Source organism: Gordonia malaquae (assembly GCF_037148075.1).
GTDB lineage: Bacteria > Actinomycetota > Actinomycetes > Mycobacteriales > Mycobacteriaceae > Gordonia > Gordonia malaquae.
The window spans coordinates 1102930-1117878 of sequence record NZ_JBBCUB010000001.1 but is presented as its reverse complement, the minus strand read 5'-3'; the positions used below and the strand labels follow the sequence as shown (position 1 = coordinate 1117878).

The window sequence follows — 14949 nt, the reverse complement described above, 5'->3', positions numbered from 1 at the left end:
TCGGCTTTCAGGCGATGTGGAGGAGCGCGAAGACATCGAGCCTGGCTGGAACGATCCGGGCCAGGTGTGCTGATGTGGCGGCGATTGCGGCGAGGACGGCCACGTTCGCGACAGGGTGCTTGGCCCTAGCTCGATCTAGGACTCGACTGAGAAGCTCGTCTTGGCGTTCGCTGCGGATGCAGTACGCCTCGTATCCGGCGATACCGATGACCAGGGCCGTCCATGCGCGTGTACCCATGGACAGCCCCGATCGATAGACCCGATACGCCTTGGCTCACGGGTGGGGTGAAGTTGAACCGCCTATCCCGACCGCGTTGGCAGTGGGAAGTCAACCCCTGGTGGACTTGTCGGCGGTGTGCCCCGAACGTCGCCAGGTCAGGCGTCGAGTCGGGGCGGTTTGTGCATCGCGCGTCGCATACGCCCTACACAGTGGCCGCACGCACAATGGCGGACACCTTCACGAGCTGTGAGCCCGAGATCTCTGGCTCGTGAACGTTTGTGCCCTGCACGCGTCGTGGACAGTGTCCGTGCGCCAGCCCAGCGCATGTTGGCGCGTGCAGGGCGGGAGGGTGCGCACGCTCAACCCGGTTTCGGGGAGCGGATACGCGAACGGCCGCCGTGTTTTTGGGACACGTCGGCCGTGGCGTTGACTCTACACCGGAATCACACCGGTGTCATTCAGTGGCGTAGACCGTCTCGTACCAGGTCTCTGCCACGTGCCGGGGGTGCCCATCGTGGGGGTGCTCGCTGTTCGTCCACTTGCCGCATTGGCAGACCATCCAGTCGTCCGGGTCACGACCGTGGGTAACCAGATGCTCGATCAGCTTCTCGATCTGGTCTTGGCTCGCGTCTCCCATGTGCTTCATCCTTCCATTGCCGCTGTGTCGATGACGCGTTTGAGGTGTTCGAAGTGCTGCACTCCCCACACCGTCTGGCAGTGCAGGCACACGCATTCCCCGTCGGCGATGGACAGGGCGGGCTGTCTCACGGTCTCCCCTGCGTTGTCCTGTCGGTAGATGGTGGAGGTTCCGCAGGCTGGGCATGGTGCGATGAGGTCCCACCGGTGTGGTGGGTCGAGCAGTCGGTCGATGTCTGAGCACCAGCGGGCGAGTTGGTCGGTCATGACGTCGAGTCCGGCTTCGTCGCCGGGAGTCCAACCGTGGCCGGCGAGGACTTCGAGGCGTGAGGGCGTGTCCGGGCCGACGCCGGTGCCGGTCCATGCGGCGACTTTGCGGTCGATGGTGACGCGGAGGTCGACCGCGTCGACGTGGATCGGCGGGAGTGATCTGGCGTGCCCGCCGTGGGATGTGCCGGTTGCTCCGGTTGCTGCGTCGACGAGTTGCCGCCATCGGCTGGCCCCGAATGCTGGGTGGTTGGCGGCGTTGTCGCGTTCGATCCATCCGACGGTGCGGCCGCAGAGGTCGTGGACGGCACGGGTGAAGCGGTCGACGGTTTGGCTGAGTGGTGTCGGTTCGTGGTGCTCGCTCATGCTCTTGCCTCCCCGTCGAGGTCTGCGAACCTGCGGTGGGCGTCCCGCAGGAACTTGACGAGAGACTTGTCCCACCCCTGCTGATTCGCGACCTCGTTCCACGCGTCGTCCCAGCCGAACACGATCGCGTAGGTGAACGCATCGCCCCAGTCCTCCGCCATATCCCGCGACGTGAATGCACACCGGTTTCGCATCAGTTCAGCGCTCACAGGAACGCCTCCTGGTCGAGGGCGCGGATCGTCGAGCAAGGCCACGGCTCGTTGCACGTCGTGCAGCCCGGCGAAACAGGCCGCTTGCTGTGCAGCATCCGCACGCGGTCGACGGCGGCGTGGGCCTCGTCTCGCTCGGCGATGTAGGCGTCGCGTTGGCGGCGCACAAGGTTCAGGTTGGATCGCAGCCGCTGGTTCTCTTCTTCTGTTGTGTTCATGCTCTTGCTTCCTTGCAGTGGTGGGTGTGGTCTGCGATCCGCGCCAACCAGGCACGCTCACCGAGGTCTTCACGGCGGTGGAGTGTGGTGCCGCACCAGCACGACCACACGCGCGCGGGACACGAACGTGACAGGGCCGCGGTGGTCATTGGGCACCGTCTTGGATCGGGATGCGGTGATCGATCACTGAGATGGTCTGGAACACCCAGTGCCTTCTTCGACCCGCAGGCCCGAGTGCCGTTTGGGCTTGCCGCATTGCTTCTTGCTTGGTCGCGGCCACGACTGTGATGCGGTCTTTGTTGTCCCAGTTCGTGTAGTAGTACGGGTCGTCTGGGCGGGTGGTAGCCCACATGTCGAAGCGGAACTGCGGTTCGTCGGTCACAGCGCACCGTCCTTGGGCGTCCACAAGATCAGGGCAGGGAGGTCGTCATCGTCGGGGTTGTCGAGGCGGTCGTCTGCTAGGTCGGACGCGAGTACGGCCTCGGATAGCGGCGCGAACGGTTTGACGATGGCCAGTCCAGGCAGCGCGTCGAGTTCGTCGTCGGTGCGAACGGTTCGCGCTTCACGCCATGCGTCGGCGACGTGGGCGCGGTGGGCCTTCACGGGGCCGCGTTCCACAATGCTCGCAATCCACTCCCCGCATTTGCAGGCACAGAGGGGAACGCCATCCACATACCGAGTCGATTGGGCGTGGTCGGTGAGGTGTTGTTCGAGGCTGGTCATTAGCTGTGGTCCTCTCGGGTGAAGGTGTCGGCGAGCTCAAGGCAGGCGTTGGTGGTGTGGCATTCGGGGCCACAACCGTCGGGCCGTTCGGGCGGGTTGGGGTGGCGGCAGACGAAGCAGGCGGCGGTCATTCGGCGGCCTCTTCTGCGATCAGGCGGTCGACGGCCTTCATGCACTCGCGGTAGATTCGACTTCCCCACCTGTCATGCGCAGGTGAAGTGACCTTGAATCGAGTCAGCAGTGGTCGGCTGGAGAGTCGGGTGGCGTAGTAGGCGTACTCGGCGCGTGGCTTGGTCATGGCTTCTCCTGGGTGTCGATGGTGAGCCAGAGTCGGCCGACGCCGGTTCCGGTCTTCGGATGGATGACGGGCATGTGCTTGGTCATCTCGGCGGGCGTGTCGTCGGCGACGATGTGCGCGTCGACGATCCCGTCGCAACACGCCTTGAGGGTGGGAACGAGATTGTCGGCGTCGCGGCGTCGAGCGTCTCGGGGCGCGTAGTGCAGGCTCACGTCCACGTGGGCGAGTCCGCGCGGCACATTCGCACTCCGCACTAGGAGCGCGGTGTCACGGCGCACTGAGGCGACGACAGCGGCTTTCCGTCGCCAGTGCATCCGCTGGTTCGCATTCAGTGGTGGCGTACCCCACGGCAGGTCGATCGTGAACGTGGTCATGTGTCGCCGCCGATCGCTCTTCGCGCCGCATCAATGCCGCGTCTCGCACGCGCCGACACCTCCGGGTCGTGCTCACACACCCGCCCGCCGGCGTACCCGCGGGCGTCGCACAGGGTGCAGCGGTCGATAGCGTCACGCTCGACATCCGCCTGCGCCTCACGGGCACGCTTCTCGTCACGGAGCTTGCGGCGCCGCTCGATGACATCCCACTCCTCGGCGGCACGGCGTGCTTCGCCGCACCTACCGCACGGAGGAACAATGTCCATCCCCACATGGGCCGGGCATCGATCTGAGGGGCGGGAAGTCTCGCGCGCGCTAGGTGACCGTTGAGCGTTAGCCCCTATAGATAGGTCGGGTCGGGTCGGGTCGGGTCGGGAAACCGTGGACGGACGATCTTGTCCCCGGTCTCCGTGACCAACGTGTCCACCGTGGACATCCACAGGTTCCTGCTGGTCACGCTGTTTCTGGTCCTTCTTCTCGCGCCACTTCGCCTTCTTCTCGCGCTCGCGTTCGCGCGAATTCAGAACCTCGGTTCGCGTCGGTTGCGATCCGATCCAGTCGTGGTACGCGTACGTATCGTCGCCCGATCGCTCACCAATCGCTCTCCACAGGCCCGCATCAACAAGCCCACGCACCTGTGCACGAGTCCCACCGAGCGACCGAATCTGACGCCACGAGATCACCCCATCCGTCAGATGCCGAGCACAGTACGAACCCGCCGTCACCCACAAGCCGCGGGACGCCATCGGGACACCCGTCAGCTTCGGGTGGTCATAGAAGCCGTCGTCGACTTTGAACCAAGTCATGCCGCCTCCCCTGCCGGCATCGCGAACAGTTCACGGAGGGCAGCAGCCGCCTGTTGAGGACAAACCCCGTTGCCGATCGCTTTCAACTGCTCGGCGCGGCTGATGCCGATCCCGGGTGCGGTCACCCACCCTTCGGGAAGGCCCATCATCCATTCGGCGAATGCGGCGTTGAGGCGGGGTTTCCCGTTCTTGTTCGGCTCGGTCGGAGCTGGCGCCGGGCCGACGATCTGCTCCCACCGGCGGATCGCGGGGGCGTACTTTCCCCAGCGGTCTGGTTCCTCTGCCAAGAGTGCGTAGTCGCGGATCGACATGCCGTGGCCACCCTCTTTCACGCGCCGGTCGGGGTGCGTCGCGCCGCCAGAGGTGCCGTCGGATGCTTGCGGTGTCGGCAGGACGGACACGATCTCGCGGAGGTACTCGCCGCCCGACCGCTTCCCGCCGGTCGCCTCCGATGTCGTCGGTGTCGGGAGCATGGCAACGACTTCGTTGTGCAGGTTCGCCCGGGCACCCTTTCGCGTGTCGAGATTTGCGTCGGTGCCGCGCTGCGTCGTCGTCGGTGTCGGCAAGACGCCACCCGTCTCGAGAAGGCCATTCTCGACAAGAATCGACAGGTCAGTGACGACCGCACGGCCCGGCTTCTTCCGGAGATGGTTCTCAGGCGTGTTCCCGGATGGGTGCGCCACCGGTGTCGGGAGGACTAGAAGATCGTCGGCTCGTCCGTCTCCGGGAAGTGCGCCGAGATCGCCGACAGGGGCGGACTCTTCCGCCGAGACTGCGACGGATGGTCGTCCTGATTCTTCTGACCGTCTGACGCTGTCGGTGTCGGCAGGCACGGCGCGTCCGCGTTCGGCAGCAAAGTCGTGATCGTCCCTAGGTGCGTTGACTTCTCGATCGGTCGGCCCGTCGTGCGTGGCCGGCCCATAATCCCGTCCGCCGCCTTCGGGGTCGGCAGGCGTGGCGAGAAGGAAGACGCGGGCCCGGTGATGTGGGGCGCCGACGTCGGACGCTCGTAGAGTCGTCCACCGCGCGTCATACCCGATTTCGGCAAGGTCTCCGAGTACGCGACCGAGTGCCCGAAGATGTCCACCTCCGGGGTTTCCCAGCGGTCCCGCGTCGGCGACCATGTCGCTAGCTGATGTGGCTGTGGCACTGAGAGCTCCTAGAACGTTTTCCCAGATCACATACCTGGGGCGGATGGTGGCGATGGCCTCTCGCATGTTCACCCACAGATTCGAGCGGGTGCCTTCGGTCATCCCTGCGCGGCGGCCGGCGGCGGAGAGGTCCTGGCAGGGCGACCCGCCGGTGATGATGTCGACGGCCGGCATCGACGCCCAGTCGCATTGCGTGACGTCGCCGTAGTTCGGAACGTCCGGCCAGTGGTGGTCGAGGATGCGGGACGGCGCCCGGTCGAATTCGACGTGCCATGCGACTTCCGCGTCGAGCACGGAGGAGACGGCGAGGTCGAGTCCGCCGTAGCCGGAGAACAGGGAGCCGATCTTCATGCTGCACCTGCCCCGAGGTGTTCCCACGTGGTGTGCCGGATGCACGGGTCGGCGATGCGGAGTTCGGTGCGGACTACGCCGTACGGTGCTGCGGCGACGTTGGCGACATCGTTGACGATGGTGGCGTTGATGGGGTTGAGGGTGCGGATGAGGCTGAGGATGGTGACGGTGGCGAGGCGTCTGGGTCTGAGGTTGGGGCCGGTGATGGTGGCGTGTGTTGCGTGGAGGTCGTCGAGCCAGGTGCGGACGAGTGCGACGACTTCGGTGGTGGTCATGGGCTGGCTCCTTTCAGGGCTGGTAGAACGCGGCGAACAGGCAGATGCCGATCGCGAGCGTGGTGATGGCGGCGTTGATGGCGAGGGCTTGAAGGTGCGTGCACGACTTCACGGCTTGATCTCCATTGCTGCGGTGGTGATGCGCCGCGTCTCGCACGGTGACTGGACCTTGCATGTCGGGCACCACGGGACGATGCCTTCGGGGTTCGGCTGGTGCAGGTCGTGGATGACGTTGATCGCGGCCCACACTGCGACGTGCTGGGTGAGGTGGACGTAGCCGATCGCGTGGCCGTGTTCGTCGGTCACCTTGTCCGGCCAGAACGTGATCTCTGTTCCGCACACGCGGTACGGGACCCTCGCATCTGCGTGGACGGTCAGCTGGTCGCCGTCCCACAGGAACGATTCACTCATCAGTGCTCCTGTCGGTGGTTGGCGCTACCGTCGCCGCATGACTGACGACGACGAGCTGGTCGACCGACTGCAGCGCGAGCAGGACGCGCTCGCGGAGGCTGCGGATGCTCGTGAGCGTGCGGCGCGCCGGCTTCGTGAGCGGGCGCAGATCGTCGCGAAGCACCAGAAGCTACGGGCCGAGCACATGACCGACCTGCCAGATGCGCGGCGTGACGAGCTGAAACGCCAGGCGATGGTGCTGTACGAGGCGCGGACGATCGTCCAGCACACCTACAAGCCGTGGTTCGACGACCGTGGTCTCGCTGACGGGTTGCGGGTTGTGGAGCAGTGGCTCGCAGAGGCTGCACGGTCGGGTGACCACTCGTCGGACCCGCCAGACTTGGACGGCATCTTCCGCTAGGCACGGTCGGCCTCCCCGTCGAGCGCGTGGTCCAGTTCGTCAGCGGCCCACGTGAGGCAATCCTCACGGTGTTGCCCCTCGAGGCCAGGGTCGCAGGTGCAGCGGTGCCAGTTGGTCGCGAGCTTCCGCACGCGGTCGACGGCGGCGTGGGCCTGGTCACGTTCGGCGGTGAGCCGCTCGACTTCACCGCGTAGTCGCACCATCTCGGCGCAGTCCCGGTCACGCTCGGCGCGCGCCTGGTTGCGTTCGTCCAGGAGTCTGACCGCATCGCCTTCGAGGCGGTCGTTCTCATCCTCCAACGTGCGCTTCTCGTCGATCAGGCGGGCGTTTGCTCGGCGGAGTCGATCCGCTTCGGCGATCGCCCTATCCCGCGCGGGACGGATTGCACCAAGGAGGTCCCACACGGCACCCCAGTCGCCGTCCCCGTCTGCGTTGATCAGTTCGCCGCCGAGGTCCTGGCCGATCGCGTGGAGTGCGTCGAGGGCCTGCCTGTCGATGACCTTGCCGAGCGTGCGGGCCGCGCGGCGAGCCTTCTCCACTTCGGCGACCAGGTCGCGGACGAGGTCAGGCGAAGCAGCGATGAAGCGACCGTCGGCATCTCCCCGCGTGTGAGCGACGATCGCCACCTCCTTGCCCTCGGAGAAGACCCCGCCGTTCTTGATGCCGAGGAGGGTCTCGGGTAGCCGCCACCGTCCGGGCGTGATGCCGTCGAGGGCGGCGCGGGCACGGGACACGACGTCGGGAGTCTCGTCAGTCATGCCGTCACCGCCTTACGCTCGTACCGGCGAGTCGCGCCCAACTTCGACCGATGCCGGCCAACAGTCGTCGGGGACCAACCCGTCAAATCCGCCTGCACACCGACCGGCACGTCCATCCCGGACAGGACTCGAACCAACTCCCGCCGACGATGCGGACGGTCCCCAGTCAGAGCATCCACAACCAACGCCGACTCCACGCCGAGGTCGCACAGGCGACGAATACGCGCCGCCACCTCAGGCTTCGACTCAGTGACAACCGCCAGCGCACGCTCCCTGGACACGACAGGCTGACCCGCGACACGACGCAGGGCGCGGCGTGCACGTTCACGACCGACAGGGTCACCGTGCGCGGTCGGCACCTGCACGCCCGCGATCACGCCCGCGCCGCCATGCTTCACAGCCGAGTTCGCGCAGTCGCGGAGAACAGGGCACGACTCGCACACCGACATCGCAGCGTGAGGGATGCCGGATGCCGGGAACCAGATCCGGTCATGCGCGGCCCACTGCTCGTCAGTCCACTTCTCCCCTGCCTTCGGGCCGCACGCACGGTCCTGCACCCACGCCATGCCGGAGATCGGCGACAAGACAGGGTGCGGTTGGACCGTCATGTTCGAGCCACGCAGGGCCGGACCCTGCTTCGTGCTCATGGCTGCACCTCTTCGGCGCCCAACTCCTGCTGGATCGTCTGCTGTGCAGCGTCGGCGGAAGGTTCCACCGCGGCGATCCGCGCGTGGACAAGGTCGACGAGTTCGGCGACACGATGCTCGTCTTCGCCGGAGAGCTTGCCGAGCCAGTCGATCATCGCGGTGAGCTTGTCGGGGTCGGCCATCGCTTCGATGCGGGACTCGATGTCGACTGGAATCTTCGACTGCAGTGCGTCAACCGGGAGTGGTTCGACGACGTACGGTGCGCGCTTGCCTCGGGTGACGGTGAGCGGCAGTGTCATCCGCCGGTCGATGTGTGACATGTGGCTGATGCGGATACCACCGACATCCTGGCCGCCGAACTTGACGTCGGGGTCGCGGAAGATCGTCATGCGCCGGCCGATGTAGTCGGCGCTGTCGACGCCCCATGCGGCGACGATGACGCGGCGCATGGACTTGCCTGGCTTGTAGGGGCGGCGTGGCCCGTACTCTGCGGTGACGATGTTGACGGGCTGCTCAGTGTTCCCCGCGGTGACGTCGGTGACGGTGATGGTCGCCGGTCCGCTGAGGAAGTCTTCCGCGTTCAGCTGGTCGGATTTGGGGGCGATGGTGGTTGAGAGGTCCATGGTCACGCCACCTTGATTTCGAGCTCGCTCGTGAGGTCGGTGAGCTCAGTCATGACGAGCCCTTCTGTTGCTGCCGCGTACACGCGCACGGTCTCGGTGATGCCGTTCTCGGCGCGACGCGCGGCATCGACGATTGCCTTCTGCCATCGAGGGTCGGGGAACACTCGCTTCACCCACATCGCCATGCCGCCGCTGTAGCTGATGTAGTCGCACCAGTCGCGGCCGGACACGAGTAGGCCGGTCTGCATCTGGGCCATGTTCTCGATGGGCGCAGTGTCTGCGACCACGGTCTTCACGTGCTTCTTTGGGCGGCGGGACTTGATTTCGATGAGTCCGTTGCCGTCATCGACGAGGCCGTCGGGGCTGTAGCCGATTCGTGCGCCTCCAATGTCGCGGACCATGAAGCCGAGTTCACGGACGGGCGCATAGTTGTGGTGGTACTTGTCGCGCGCCAACGGTTCTTCGACAGTGCCGCGCCACATGTCATCGGTGACGAACACTGGGTCGATGCGGCCCGTGATGCGTTCAGCTGCGAGTCGCACCGTGATGTCGCGGGAGGTTTCGTTGCTGGCGGCTTCGATGATGGTGGGCGATGACTGCGATCTGGCGACCGCGGCACGGTCGGGGTGCAGGCTCTTGATCGGCTCGCCACCGCGTGCGCTGATGCACGGTTCGTTGGCTGGTGCGGCGCATGCGGGGCATTCGTGGTCGATGGCAGTGAGCTTGCGGGTGGCGATCAGGCCATCGATGAAGCTGGCGGTGACCATGCCGCAGCGGGCCTGCAGCCATTCGTCAGTGCCTTGCTCAAGCGGGTATTCGGTGTAGGTCATTGGGCTGGTCCTTCAGAACGGGTTGGGGTCGTCGAGTGGGTCGACGGTCCGGTTGGTTGGTTTCTGGTTGCAGTGCCATGTCTGGCATTGGGCGCACCAGGTGTCGTGTGCGATGAGGAGTGGTGTGCCGCAGCCGTTGTGTCCGTGGATGCAGGTGCCAGGTGGGATGCGGTCGCGGACTTTGGTGTGCGCGAGTTGGGGCGGTGGTCTTCTCATCGCTGAACCGCTGGATGGTTTGCGTACGCTTCGAGGGCGTTGATGCCGTCGCGTGCGTAGGTGCGTGTGACGGCGTGGCGGATGAGGGTGGCGGCTGCGACGGTGGCGGCGAGGATCACGGCGACACCGACGAACACGGGAGTCACGACTCCTCACCCGGCTCGGCGAGGACGGCCGCACGGACCGTGTCGACAACGGCGAGAATCCCCGACTCGAACGGAATGGCGTCAACAGAGTTCTCGCCGCATTCCGCCCGCACTGCTGCCTTGTACGCGTCGATTGCCTCGGCTGCGATCTCCCGCCGCCGGGCGTCCTGCGCGGCCTTCTCCTGCGCGGCGCGGTGCTCGGCTTCGAGACGGTCAGCGAGTGCGTTCAGCTCCATCGCCCTCGCTCTGTCGTCGCCGAAACCGAGGGGCGGGCGCAGGTAGATGTCTGCCGCCTTCCGCAGTGTCACCCACTTCTCGTCTGCGGTTGCCTCCGCCTCGGGGACGAGGCGGTGCAGGACGGTGATGGCGGAGTGGCCGGTCTGCAGGTGCAGGTCATGGTCTTTTTGAATCACCCAGTCCGGCCGACTCTTGTGCGACAGACGGAACGCGTCACGGTCAACGCCCTCGAAGATCACCCGATACGGACCGGGCGTGCAGGTAGTGGGATCGATGCCGGTCATCGCCGCACCACCTTGCCGTTGCGGACGATGTCGCCGAGCGGACCGTCCAACGCCGGGTGCACCTCATCCGGGACGTGCAGCGGTCCGGGCTTGTCGCGCATCCCCATCGCCAAGCCGACCGCCCAACCGAAGACGATGGCGCACATCAGGATCAGCGCGTCGTGCAGAACGGCGCTCATGACTGGGCCTCGCCGTCGAGGATCGGTGCCCAGATGGCGCGGATCGTCTCCGCGCGCTCAGTGAGCCACGCGAGGACTGCGGGCTCGTCGGCTTCGGTGATGTCGATCCGGATGCTGTGGGGTTTGGCCTTGCGTTGCAGCATGAAGTAGATGTGCAGCGTGTCGCCGGGCATCACGAACTCGGGGTCGTTCTCGATCTCGTACGTGTAGTCCGATGGGTCCTCACGGTTCCAGTCCCACCGATAGACCAGGTTGTAGTCGGGATCGGCGTCTCCCCACTCTTCGATGAACGAGGACCAGTCGGGGTACTCCGTGTGGACGTCAGCCCACTGGGTGCCCGGGGTGTAGTAGCAGCCGTCGGATGCGTAGTACGGGTGGTCGATCTCCCACAGGTGCGCGCTCATGCCTGGGCCTCCTGCCGTGCCCAAGCGACCGCCCAGAGGATGTCCAGTGCATGCTGCTCGGCAACCGCAACCGACTCCCACTTGCGGCCCGTCCATACCCGCTTGCCGTCGGACTCGACCTCGCCTCCGAAGTAGGCGAACTTGCCTTCCGTGTAGTCCGGTGTCGGGTCAGGGTTCAAGCGCTCCCACGCCACCCGATCCACCACAACGGTGTCGCCGTCCAGAAGCTGCGCCGAAGCACTCGCCTCAATGTTGCTGCTGGTCATGCTGTATTCCTTTCAAGAAAAGCCCCGACCTCTCCCCAACCCCACGAGAGGGCGAGGCCGGGAAGAATTAGTGAGTGATGTGTGTGCAGCGGTCACCAACCGCGTCATGCTCGGCAGAGTGAGCCGCCGACTCGAGAAGCTGCTGCGCCAGAAACCGGCGGCCAGACGGCGTCAAACGAACCAACGTCACGTCCATCACGCCGGTGTTGGCGATCGACAACGTGCCGTCCAACTCGCACGACACCGACACCCCCGCCTCAGCCGACAGAATCGACTCACCCGGACGGACAGGCAGAGCGCGCGTCACGCGACACGCCGCTTCCGCTTCGGGCATCCCTCGGACACCCACCGCTCCACAGCCTCCGGCGACACAAACCACGTCGCATGCGCATCCTCCTGCGCACCAACCAGAGCCTTCGACGTCAACGCCTGGTAGACGATCGACCTGCTGCGGCCAGTCATCTCCGCAACCTCCGCAACCTTCAATGCACGCTTCATCTGCTGAACTCCTCTGCTTCGGCTTGGGCATCAGATTCGGCGGCCAGAGCTTCCGCCTCGTACTCGGCGAGAGCTTCCGTCTCGGCGCGCAACATCGCCTGCCGCCGCTCCCCCGCCCGGTCGAAAGCCGCTGGTGTCAGCTCGATCGAACCGGCGAGGATCGCGTCCACGACCTCCACACACGCGTCCTGGTAGGCGAAGAACTCGGCACTCATGACGGCACCGGGGCCAGCCAAGCGACAACCGCCTTGACCTGCTTCGCCCACGTCTTGGCCGGGTCGATGTGGAACCGAGCCGCAGCTGCGCCGTCGTGATGATTCAGCGTGACGAAGTCCGACGACTGCTCGGCGTACGAGGCTTTCGACAGCCCGAAGACCGCGATCCGGTCACCACCACCCAGGAAGTCCAGGTAGACGTCGACCGTGCCGCCGGGAACCACCGGAACTGCAACCTCGCGGATCGCGGCGACCACCGCGCGAGGGTCGTAGAAGGCGCTCATGCCGACACCGCCTCGGGGTCGTACTTCACGTACACGACACCCTGACGAACAACCGCATGGAACTCGCCATCCTCAGTGCCGCCGTACTGGCCCTTGCGGACACTTCGAGCGAGATTGCTTGCGGCGGACGATGAGCGGCGTTGAGTTGGGAACTCCGCCCACCGCCCCGGACTGCCCCGAAGGGCATCGAAGAAGTCGAGGTACCTGTAGCCACCAACCGACGGAAGGTTGTCTACGAACTTGATCGTGTTCATGCCGCACCGCCGATCTGCATCTGCACGCCGTCATCCGGGGTGTGATCACGGATGATCCGAGCAATCCCCTTCGGCGTGACACGCGGCTGCGGCGGATCGAGCACCAGGACACCCGTCTTCGGGTGGTAGTGAGACTGCGGGAGGATCGACATCCAGCCCGACTCGATCGCGGCCTGATAGACGCGCCACTTGCCATCGGCCTGCCCGCGGTAGATCCACCGGTAGTCCTCGGCGAGCATCTTGAACAGCCGCTGCCCGCCAGTCTTGATCCCGGCGCGGGTGAGGGCGGTCGCCGCGTCGCGGACCGCGAGATCGCCTTCGGCGTTGAGGAACCGGTCGGCCACCTCCGCCTTCGGTTCCAGCTCGGCGATCCGCTCGTCCTTCGCGGTGAGCATCTGCTGTGCGGCCATGAGGCCGCGGGCCATGGCGAGCTCGGGTGAGTCGGCGGTGCCGCCGTCACGCAGTTCGAAGAACGCTCGGACGAGACGCTTCTTGAAGTCGCGCACGATCTCCGTATTGCGCATGTAGGTCATGAGCAGTGCGGCCTGCTGCTCGTTGAGGATCGCGACCTGTGTCGGTCGACCGCCGGACTTTCGCATTTCAAATGCGGAAGGTCCGAACTCCTCGAAGTCAGCGATGTTGTTGCGGATGAGCTGGAGCACCGAGCGGTGCTCGTTGTCCGTGCCCTCGGCGACGATGAGCGACGTCGTCGTCAACGTGCCGTCGTCGGCGGTCGCGACGAGCGCGAGGCTCGGGTTACTCTGGTCGTGCATTGGAACTCCTAATTCCTGGTGCGTTGGCCCTCGCCCTGTCTGGCGGGGGCCGTTCTTATGCGGTCTGCCGGTTGTCGATGCGTGCATCACGCATCATCTTGGGCACGAAGAGGTCGCCGTCTGGGACGCCGAGAGCCCTTTCGATTGCGACGGCACGCAACTCATGCACCGTCTTCGCCTGACCTCGAACCAGCTGACCGATCAACGCATGCGAGCACGTCCGCGGGACCGCGTCGACATCGCGACGCTTCCGCTTCTCCTCGCGGGCAATCTTGGTCAGCTCCCCCTCGACGTCCTCTGCGATCTCTCGGTACGACCGGCCCGACCGGCGCACGTGGCGGAACAGCATCTCAGACGAGATCGTCTCCGCCCACATGTCGCGGGATGTGTGGGCCATTCACCTCTCCTTCCTCGTTGGTGGATGATGCGTCCATCATGCATCGGCCTATCCACCAGAGTCAAGCACTTTCCACGGAAGATTCTGGACCTACCAGCGTGACCAGGAATTACAGGCGTGTTATTTCTTTCCGTGGTGTCAAGTCGGCTAGTGTTCGAACACGATCCATCGACGTCAGGATGCGAGTTGTGAGCGAACAGCGACTGCCGGATGAGAAGTGGCGCAGCCTCTTCGACCGTGCGGGCATCGAGTTCGGCTATCGCCCCCTCGCGGCGAAGGCCGGCATCGAGTACACCCGCGCCCGGCGCGTACTGATCGGACTAGGCACGACAGATGCAGCAGTGTCTGCCGTCGCCTCGGCATTCGGCGTCACGCCGGACGCGGTCCGCAAGGTGCGCGGCGAGTCCAGGTCGGTTGTCCCGTTCACCCTCCCTGATGACGCGGGGCGGTTGAACGACAAGGAGCGTGACGTCATTCGGGCAATGGTCCGGGCGCTTCTCGACGCGAAGGACAGCCGCCATGCCGAACAACCTGCCACTGACACCGCCGATCCGACGGCGGCCGCGCGAGCACAGGGCACCGAAAACCAGAAGACCGATGGCGGAGAACTTCGCGTGGCGTTTACTGCGTCAGGTCGAGTAACGACGTACACCGATGACACTGGTCCCGAAGACGATGGCATGACGGCCGTTCAGATCAGTCTCGCAGTAGGGAGTGACGTCGGCGGGTTTCAGTACTTTGACAGCCCCGAGGCGGCAGCCGCGTACTACAGCCTTGACGCGCAGGCCGCCGGCGAGTTCGACTCATGGGCGATTCAGGGAACTCCATACCCAGACTTCGGCGGGTACGCGATTTCTCCCGAGGAACTGCTAGATCACCTCGCCAGGACTGTTTGGGGTGATATCGACATTGACCAGGCCGCGCGCCGAGAACTCGCCTCCGCCGCTACCGAACGGCAGACCGAGTATCTGGCTGAGGTGGCAGCACAACACCCAGTCAAGCCCACAGACTTGTCGGAGCGTCGATCAAGGCGTGAGGCTGGATCTCGTGCGCCCTCAAACTTGACAACGGACGACGTTCGCGAGGAGTCGCCCGAGGATGCGATCGCGGCTCGTACGCGTGACCCGCGGTTCGCGCCCGACGACCCGGCCGGATACTACGGCACCAACGACATCGGCGAAGAGAACCAGGACCCTGGGGAGTGACTACCTTTCCACACGGTGACCGAGTCCT

The 14949-nt window shown here is 65.4% G+C and carries 30 protein-coding genes; 2 read left to right on the top strand and 28 right to left on the bottom strand.

Going from position 1 to position 14949, the window contains the following annotated elements:
* Window positions 1–7: 7 nt before the first annotated feature.
* The 13 genes from WFK36_RS05585 to WFK36_RS05525 form a co-directional block, all read right to left on the bottom strand.
* Entirely contained in the window at window positions 8–238 is a 231-nt protein-coding gene (locus WFK36_RS05585; RefSeq protein ID WP_336790422.1) for a DUF7427 family protein, read from the bottom strand.
* A 436-nt stretch (window positions 239–674) separates the two neighbouring features.
* Complete coding sequence (locus WFK36_RS05580) at window positions 675–857, bottom strand: hypothetical protein (RefSeq protein WP_336790420.1); 183 nt, start codon at window positions 855–857, stop codon at window positions 675–677.
* 5 nt (window positions 858–862) lie between these two features.
* A complete protein-coding gene (locus WFK36_RS05575) occupies window positions 863–1489 on the bottom strand; it encodes a DUF7341 domain-containing protein (protein WP_336790418.1) in 627 nt (208 codons plus the stop codon).
* On the bottom strand, window positions 1486–1698 hold the full coding sequence (locus WFK36_RS05570) for a hypothetical protein (protein WP_336790416.1): 213 nt from the start codon (window positions 1696–1698) through the stop codon (window positions 1486–1488). The genes WFK36_RS05575 and WFK36_RS05570 overlap by 4 nt, the downstream gene beginning before the upstream one ends.
* Window positions 1695–1916, bottom strand: a complete 222-nt coding sequence (locus WFK36_RS05565) for a hypothetical protein (protein WP_336790414.1) — start codon at window positions 1914–1916, stop codon at window positions 1695–1697. Before WFK36_RS05565 ends, WFK36_RS05570 begins: the two co-directional genes overlap by 4 nt.
* 145 nt (window positions 1917–2061) lie before the next feature.
* Window positions 2062–2298 (bottom strand): hypothetical protein, encoded by a 237-nt coding sequence (locus WFK36_RS05560; protein WP_336790412.1) that lies wholly within the window; start codon window positions 2296–2298, stop codon window positions 2062–2064.
* Window positions 2295–2519, bottom strand: a complete 225-nt coding sequence (locus WFK36_RS05555; RefSeq protein WP_336790410.1) for a hypothetical protein — start codon at window positions 2517–2519, stop codon at window positions 2295–2297. Before WFK36_RS05555 ends, WFK36_RS05560 begins: the two co-directional genes overlap by 4 nt.
* Before the next feature lie 247 nt (window positions 2520–2766).
* Window positions 2767–2937 carry a hypothetical protein gene (locus tag WFK36_RS05550; protein WP_336790408.1) on the bottom strand — a complete coding sequence of 57 codons (171 nt, stop codon included), beginning with the start codon at window positions 2935–2937 and terminating at the stop codon, window positions 2767–2769.
* Window positions 2934–3311, bottom strand: a complete 378-nt coding sequence (locus WFK36_RS05545) for a RusA family crossover junction endodeoxyribonuclease (protein ID WP_336790406.1) — start codon at window positions 3309–3311, stop codon at window positions 2934–2936. Before WFK36_RS05545 ends, WFK36_RS05550 begins: the two co-directional genes overlap by 4 nt.
* Window positions 3308–3577, bottom strand: coding sequence for a hypothetical protein (locus WFK36_RS05540; RefSeq protein ID WP_336790403.1), 270 nt, complete (start codon window positions 3575–3577; stop codon window positions 3308–3310). Before WFK36_RS05540 ends, WFK36_RS05545 begins: the two co-directional genes overlap by 4 nt.
* A 536-nt stretch (window positions 3578–4113) precedes the next feature.
* Window positions 4114–5619: a DNA cytosine methyltransferase gene (locus tag WFK36_RS05535; RefSeq protein ID WP_336790401.1), complete on the bottom strand. Its 1506-nt coding sequence runs from the start codon at window positions 5617–5619 to the stop codon at window positions 4114–4116.
* The gene (locus WFK36_RS05530) at window positions 5616–5894 is read right to left on the bottom strand and encodes a hypothetical protein (RefSeq protein WP_336790399.1); all 279 of its coding nucleotides are present in this window, start codon (window positions 5892–5894) and stop codon (window positions 5616–5618) included. Before WFK36_RS05530 ends, WFK36_RS05535 begins: the two co-directional genes overlap by 4 nt.
* A 108-nt stretch (window positions 5895–6002) precedes the next feature.
* Complete coding sequence (locus tag WFK36_RS05525) at window positions 6003–6305, bottom strand: hypothetical protein (RefSeq protein WP_336790397.1); 303 nt, start codon at window positions 6303–6305, stop codon at window positions 6003–6005.
* Between the two features lie 37 nt (window positions 6306–6342).
* On the opposite strand from WFK36_RS05525, the gene WFK36_RS05520 reads away from it, so the two are divergent.
* Window positions 6343–6705, top strand: coding sequence for a hypothetical protein (locus tag WFK36_RS05520; RefSeq protein WP_336790395.1), 363 nt, complete (start codon window positions 6343–6345; stop codon window positions 6703–6705).
* On the opposite strand, the gene WFK36_RS05515 is transcribed toward WFK36_RS05520, so the two are convergent.
* The 15 genes from WFK36_RS05515 to WFK36_RS05445 form a co-directional block, all read right to left on the bottom strand.
* Entirely contained in the window at window positions 6702–7463 is a 762-nt protein-coding gene (locus tag WFK36_RS05515; RefSeq protein ID WP_336790393.1) for an intermediate filament family protein, read from the bottom strand. The two genes, WFK36_RS05520 and WFK36_RS05515, sit on opposite strands and share 4 nt — an antisense overlap.
* On the bottom strand, window positions 7460–8110 hold the full coding sequence (locus tag WFK36_RS05510; protein ID WP_336790391.1) for a WhiB family transcriptional regulator: 651 nt from the start codon (window positions 8108–8110) through the stop codon (window positions 7460–7462). Before WFK36_RS05510 ends, WFK36_RS05515 begins: the two co-directional genes overlap by 4 nt.
* Window positions 8107–8733 (bottom strand): hypothetical protein, encoded by a 627-nt coding sequence (locus tag WFK36_RS05505; protein ID WP_336790389.1) that lies wholly within the window; start codon window positions 8731–8733, stop codon window positions 8107–8109. Before WFK36_RS05505 ends, WFK36_RS05510 begins: the two co-directional genes overlap by 4 nt.
* A gap of 2 nt (window positions 8734–8735) precedes the next feature.
* Window positions 8736–9563, bottom strand: a complete 828-nt coding sequence (locus tag WFK36_RS05500) for a YqaJ viral recombinase family protein (protein WP_336790387.1) — start codon at window positions 9561–9563, stop codon at window positions 8736–8738.
* Between the two features lie 212 nt (window positions 9564–9775).
* Window positions 9776–9925: a hypothetical protein gene (locus WFK36_RS05495; protein WP_336790385.1), complete on the bottom strand. Its 150-nt coding sequence runs from the start codon at window positions 9923–9925 to the stop codon at window positions 9776–9778.
* A complete protein-coding gene (locus WFK36_RS05490; RefSeq protein WP_336790383.1) occupies window positions 9922–10446 on the bottom strand; it encodes a hypothetical protein in 525 nt (174 codons plus the stop codon). Before WFK36_RS05490 ends, WFK36_RS05495 begins: the two co-directional genes overlap by 4 nt.
* Window positions 10443–10625, bottom strand: coding sequence for a hypothetical protein (locus WFK36_RS05485; protein ID WP_336790381.1), 183 nt, complete (start codon window positions 10623–10625; stop codon window positions 10443–10445). Before WFK36_RS05485 ends, WFK36_RS05490 begins: the two co-directional genes overlap by 4 nt.
* Window positions 10622–11029, bottom strand: a complete 408-nt coding sequence (locus tag WFK36_RS05480) for a hypothetical protein (RefSeq protein WP_336790379.1) — start codon at window positions 11027–11029, stop codon at window positions 10622–10624. Before WFK36_RS05480 ends, WFK36_RS05485 begins: the two co-directional genes overlap by 4 nt.
* The gene (locus WFK36_RS05475) at window positions 11026–11295 is read right to left on the bottom strand and encodes a hypothetical protein (protein WP_336790377.1); all 270 of its coding nucleotides are present in this window, start codon (window positions 11293–11295) and stop codon (window positions 11026–11028) included. The genes WFK36_RS05480 and WFK36_RS05475 overlap by 4 nt, the downstream gene beginning before the upstream one ends.
* A 303-nt stretch (window positions 11296–11598) precedes the next feature.
* Complete coding sequence (locus tag WFK36_RS05470; protein WP_336790375.1) at window positions 11599–11757, bottom strand: hypothetical protein; 159 nt, start codon at window positions 11755–11757, stop codon at window positions 11599–11601.
* Between the two features lie 32 nt (window positions 11758–11789).
* Window positions 11790–12008, bottom strand: a complete 219-nt coding sequence (locus tag WFK36_RS05465) for a hypothetical protein (RefSeq protein ID WP_336790373.1) — start codon at window positions 12006–12008, stop codon at window positions 11790–11792.
* Complete coding sequence (locus WFK36_RS05460) at window positions 12005–12292, bottom strand: hypothetical protein (protein ID WP_336790371.1); 288 nt, start codon at window positions 12290–12292, stop codon at window positions 12005–12007. Before WFK36_RS05460 ends, WFK36_RS05465 begins: the two co-directional genes overlap by 4 nt.
* Entirely contained in the window at window positions 12289–12546 is a 258-nt protein-coding gene (locus WFK36_RS05455) for a hypothetical protein (protein ID WP_336790369.1), read from the bottom strand. The genes WFK36_RS05460 and WFK36_RS05455 overlap by 4 nt, the downstream gene beginning before the upstream one ends.
* Window positions 12543–13319: a phage regulatory protein/antirepressor Ant gene (locus WFK36_RS05450; protein ID WP_336790367.1), complete on the bottom strand. Its 777-nt coding sequence runs from the start codon at window positions 13317–13319 to the stop codon at window positions 12543–12545. The genes WFK36_RS05455 and WFK36_RS05450 overlap by 4 nt, the downstream gene beginning before the upstream one ends.
* 55 nt (window positions 13320–13374) lie before the next feature.
* Window positions 13375–13716 carry a hypothetical protein gene (locus tag WFK36_RS05445; protein ID WP_336790365.1) on the bottom strand — a complete coding sequence of 114 codons (342 nt, stop codon included), beginning with the start codon at window positions 13714–13716 and terminating at the stop codon, window positions 13375–13377.
* A 188-nt stretch (window positions 13717–13904) separates the two neighbouring features.
* Here WFK36_RS05445 and WFK36_RS05440 point away from each other — a divergent pair, with 188 nt between their 5' ends.
* The gene (locus WFK36_RS05440) at window positions 13905–14921 is read left to right on the top strand and encodes a hypothetical protein (protein WP_336790363.1); all 1017 of its coding nucleotides are present in this window, start codon (window positions 13905–13907) and stop codon (window positions 14919–14921) included.
* Window positions 14922–14949 lie beyond the last annotated feature (28 nt).

Bases quoted from the DNA above. Each gene is read 5' to 3' on its own strand.
- WFK36_RS05585 (WP_336790422.1), bottom strand. From the start codon at position 238: ATGGGTACACGCGCATGGACGGCCCTGGTCATCGGTATCGCCGGATAC.
- WFK36_RS05580 (WP_336790420.1), bottom strand. From the start codon at position 857: ATGGGAGACGCGAGCCAAGACCAGATCGAGAAGCTGATCGAGCATCTG.
- WFK36_RS05575 (WP_336790418.1), bottom strand. From the start codon at position 1,489: ATGAGCGAGCACCACGAACCGACACCACTCAGCCAAACCGTCGACCGC.
- WFK36_RS05565 (WP_336790414.1), bottom strand. From the start codon at position 1,916: ATGAACACAACAGAAGAAGAGAACCAGCGGCTGCGATCCAACCTGAAC.
- WFK36_RS05550 (WP_336790408.1), bottom strand. From the start codon at position 2,937: ATGACCAAGCCACGCGCCGAGTACGCCTACTACGCCACCCGACTCTCC.
- WFK36_RS05545 (WP_336790406.1), bottom strand. From the start codon at position 3,311: ATGACCACGTTCACGATCGACCTGCCGTGGGGTACGCCACCACTGAAT.
- WFK36_RS05540 (WP_336790403.1), bottom strand. From the start codon at position 3,577: ATGGACATTGTTCCTCCGTGCGGTAGGTGCGGCGAAGCACGCCGTGCC.
- WFK36_RS05535 (WP_336790401.1), bottom strand. From the start codon at position 5,619: ATGAAGATCGGCTCCCTGTTCTCCGGCTACGGCGGACTCGACCTCGCC.
- WFK36_RS05530 (WP_336790399.1), bottom strand. From the start codon at position 5,894: ATGACCACCACCGAAGTCGTCGCACTCGTCCGCACCTGGCTCGACGAC.
- WFK36_RS05525 (WP_336790397.1), bottom strand. From the start codon at position 6,305: ATGAGTGAATCGTTCCTGTGGGACGGCGACCAGCTGACCGTCCACGCA.
- WFK36_RS05520 (WP_336790395.1), top strand. From the start codon at position 6,343: ATGACTGACGACGACGAGCTGGTCGACCGACTGCAGCGCGAGCAGGAC.
- WFK36_RS05515 (WP_336790393.1), bottom strand. From the start codon at position 7,463: ATGACTGACGAGACTCCCGACGTCGTGTCCCGTGCCCGCGCCGCCCTC.
- WFK36_RS05510 (WP_336790391.1), bottom strand. From the start codon at position 8,110: ATGAGCACGAAGCAGGGTCCGGCCCTGCGTGGCTCGAACATGACGGTC.
- WFK36_RS05505 (WP_336790389.1), bottom strand. From the start codon at position 8,733: ATGGACCTCTCAACCACCATCGCCCCCAAATCCGACCAGCTGAACGCG.
- WFK36_RS05500 (WP_336790387.1), bottom strand. From the start codon at position 9,563: ATGACCTACACCGAATACCCGCTTGAGCAAGGCACTGACGAATGGCTG.
- WFK36_RS05490 (WP_336790383.1), bottom strand. From the start codon at position 10,446: ATGACCGGCATCGATCCCACTACCTGCACGCCCGGTCCGTATCGGGTG.
- WFK36_RS05485 (WP_336790381.1), bottom strand. From the start codon at position 10,625: ATGAGCGCCGTTCTGCACGACGCGCTGATCCTGATGTGCGCCATCGTC.
- WFK36_RS05480 (WP_336790379.1), bottom strand. From the start codon at position 11,029: ATGAGCGCGCACCTGTGGGAGATCGACCACCCGTACTACGCATCCGAC.
- WFK36_RS05475 (WP_336790377.1), bottom strand. From the start codon at position 11,295: ATGACCAGCAGCAACATTGAGGCGAGTGCTTCGGCGCAGCTTCTGGAC.
- WFK36_RS05470 (WP_336790375.1), bottom strand. From the start codon at position 11,757: ATGACTGGCCGCAGCAGGTCGATCGTCTACCAGGCGTTGACGTCGAAG.
- WFK36_RS05465 (WP_336790373.1), bottom strand. From the start codon at position 12,008: ATGAGTGCCGAGTTCTTCGCCTACCAGGACGCGTGTGTGGAGGTCGTG.
- WFK36_RS05460 (WP_336790371.1), bottom strand. From the start codon at position 12,292: ATGAGCGCCTTCTACGACCCTCGCGCGGTGGTCGCCGCGATCCGCGAG.
- WFK36_RS05455 (WP_336790369.1), bottom strand. From the start codon at position 12,546: ATGAACACGATCAAGTTCGTAGACAACCTTCCGTCGGTTGGTGGCTAC.
- WFK36_RS05450 (WP_336790367.1), bottom strand. From the start codon at position 13,319: ATGCACGACCAGAGTAACCCGAGCCTCGCGCTCGTCGCGACCGCCGAC.
- WFK36_RS05445 (WP_336790365.1), bottom strand. From the start codon at position 13,716: ATGGCCCACACATCCCGCGACATGTGGGCGGAGACGATCTCGTCTGAG.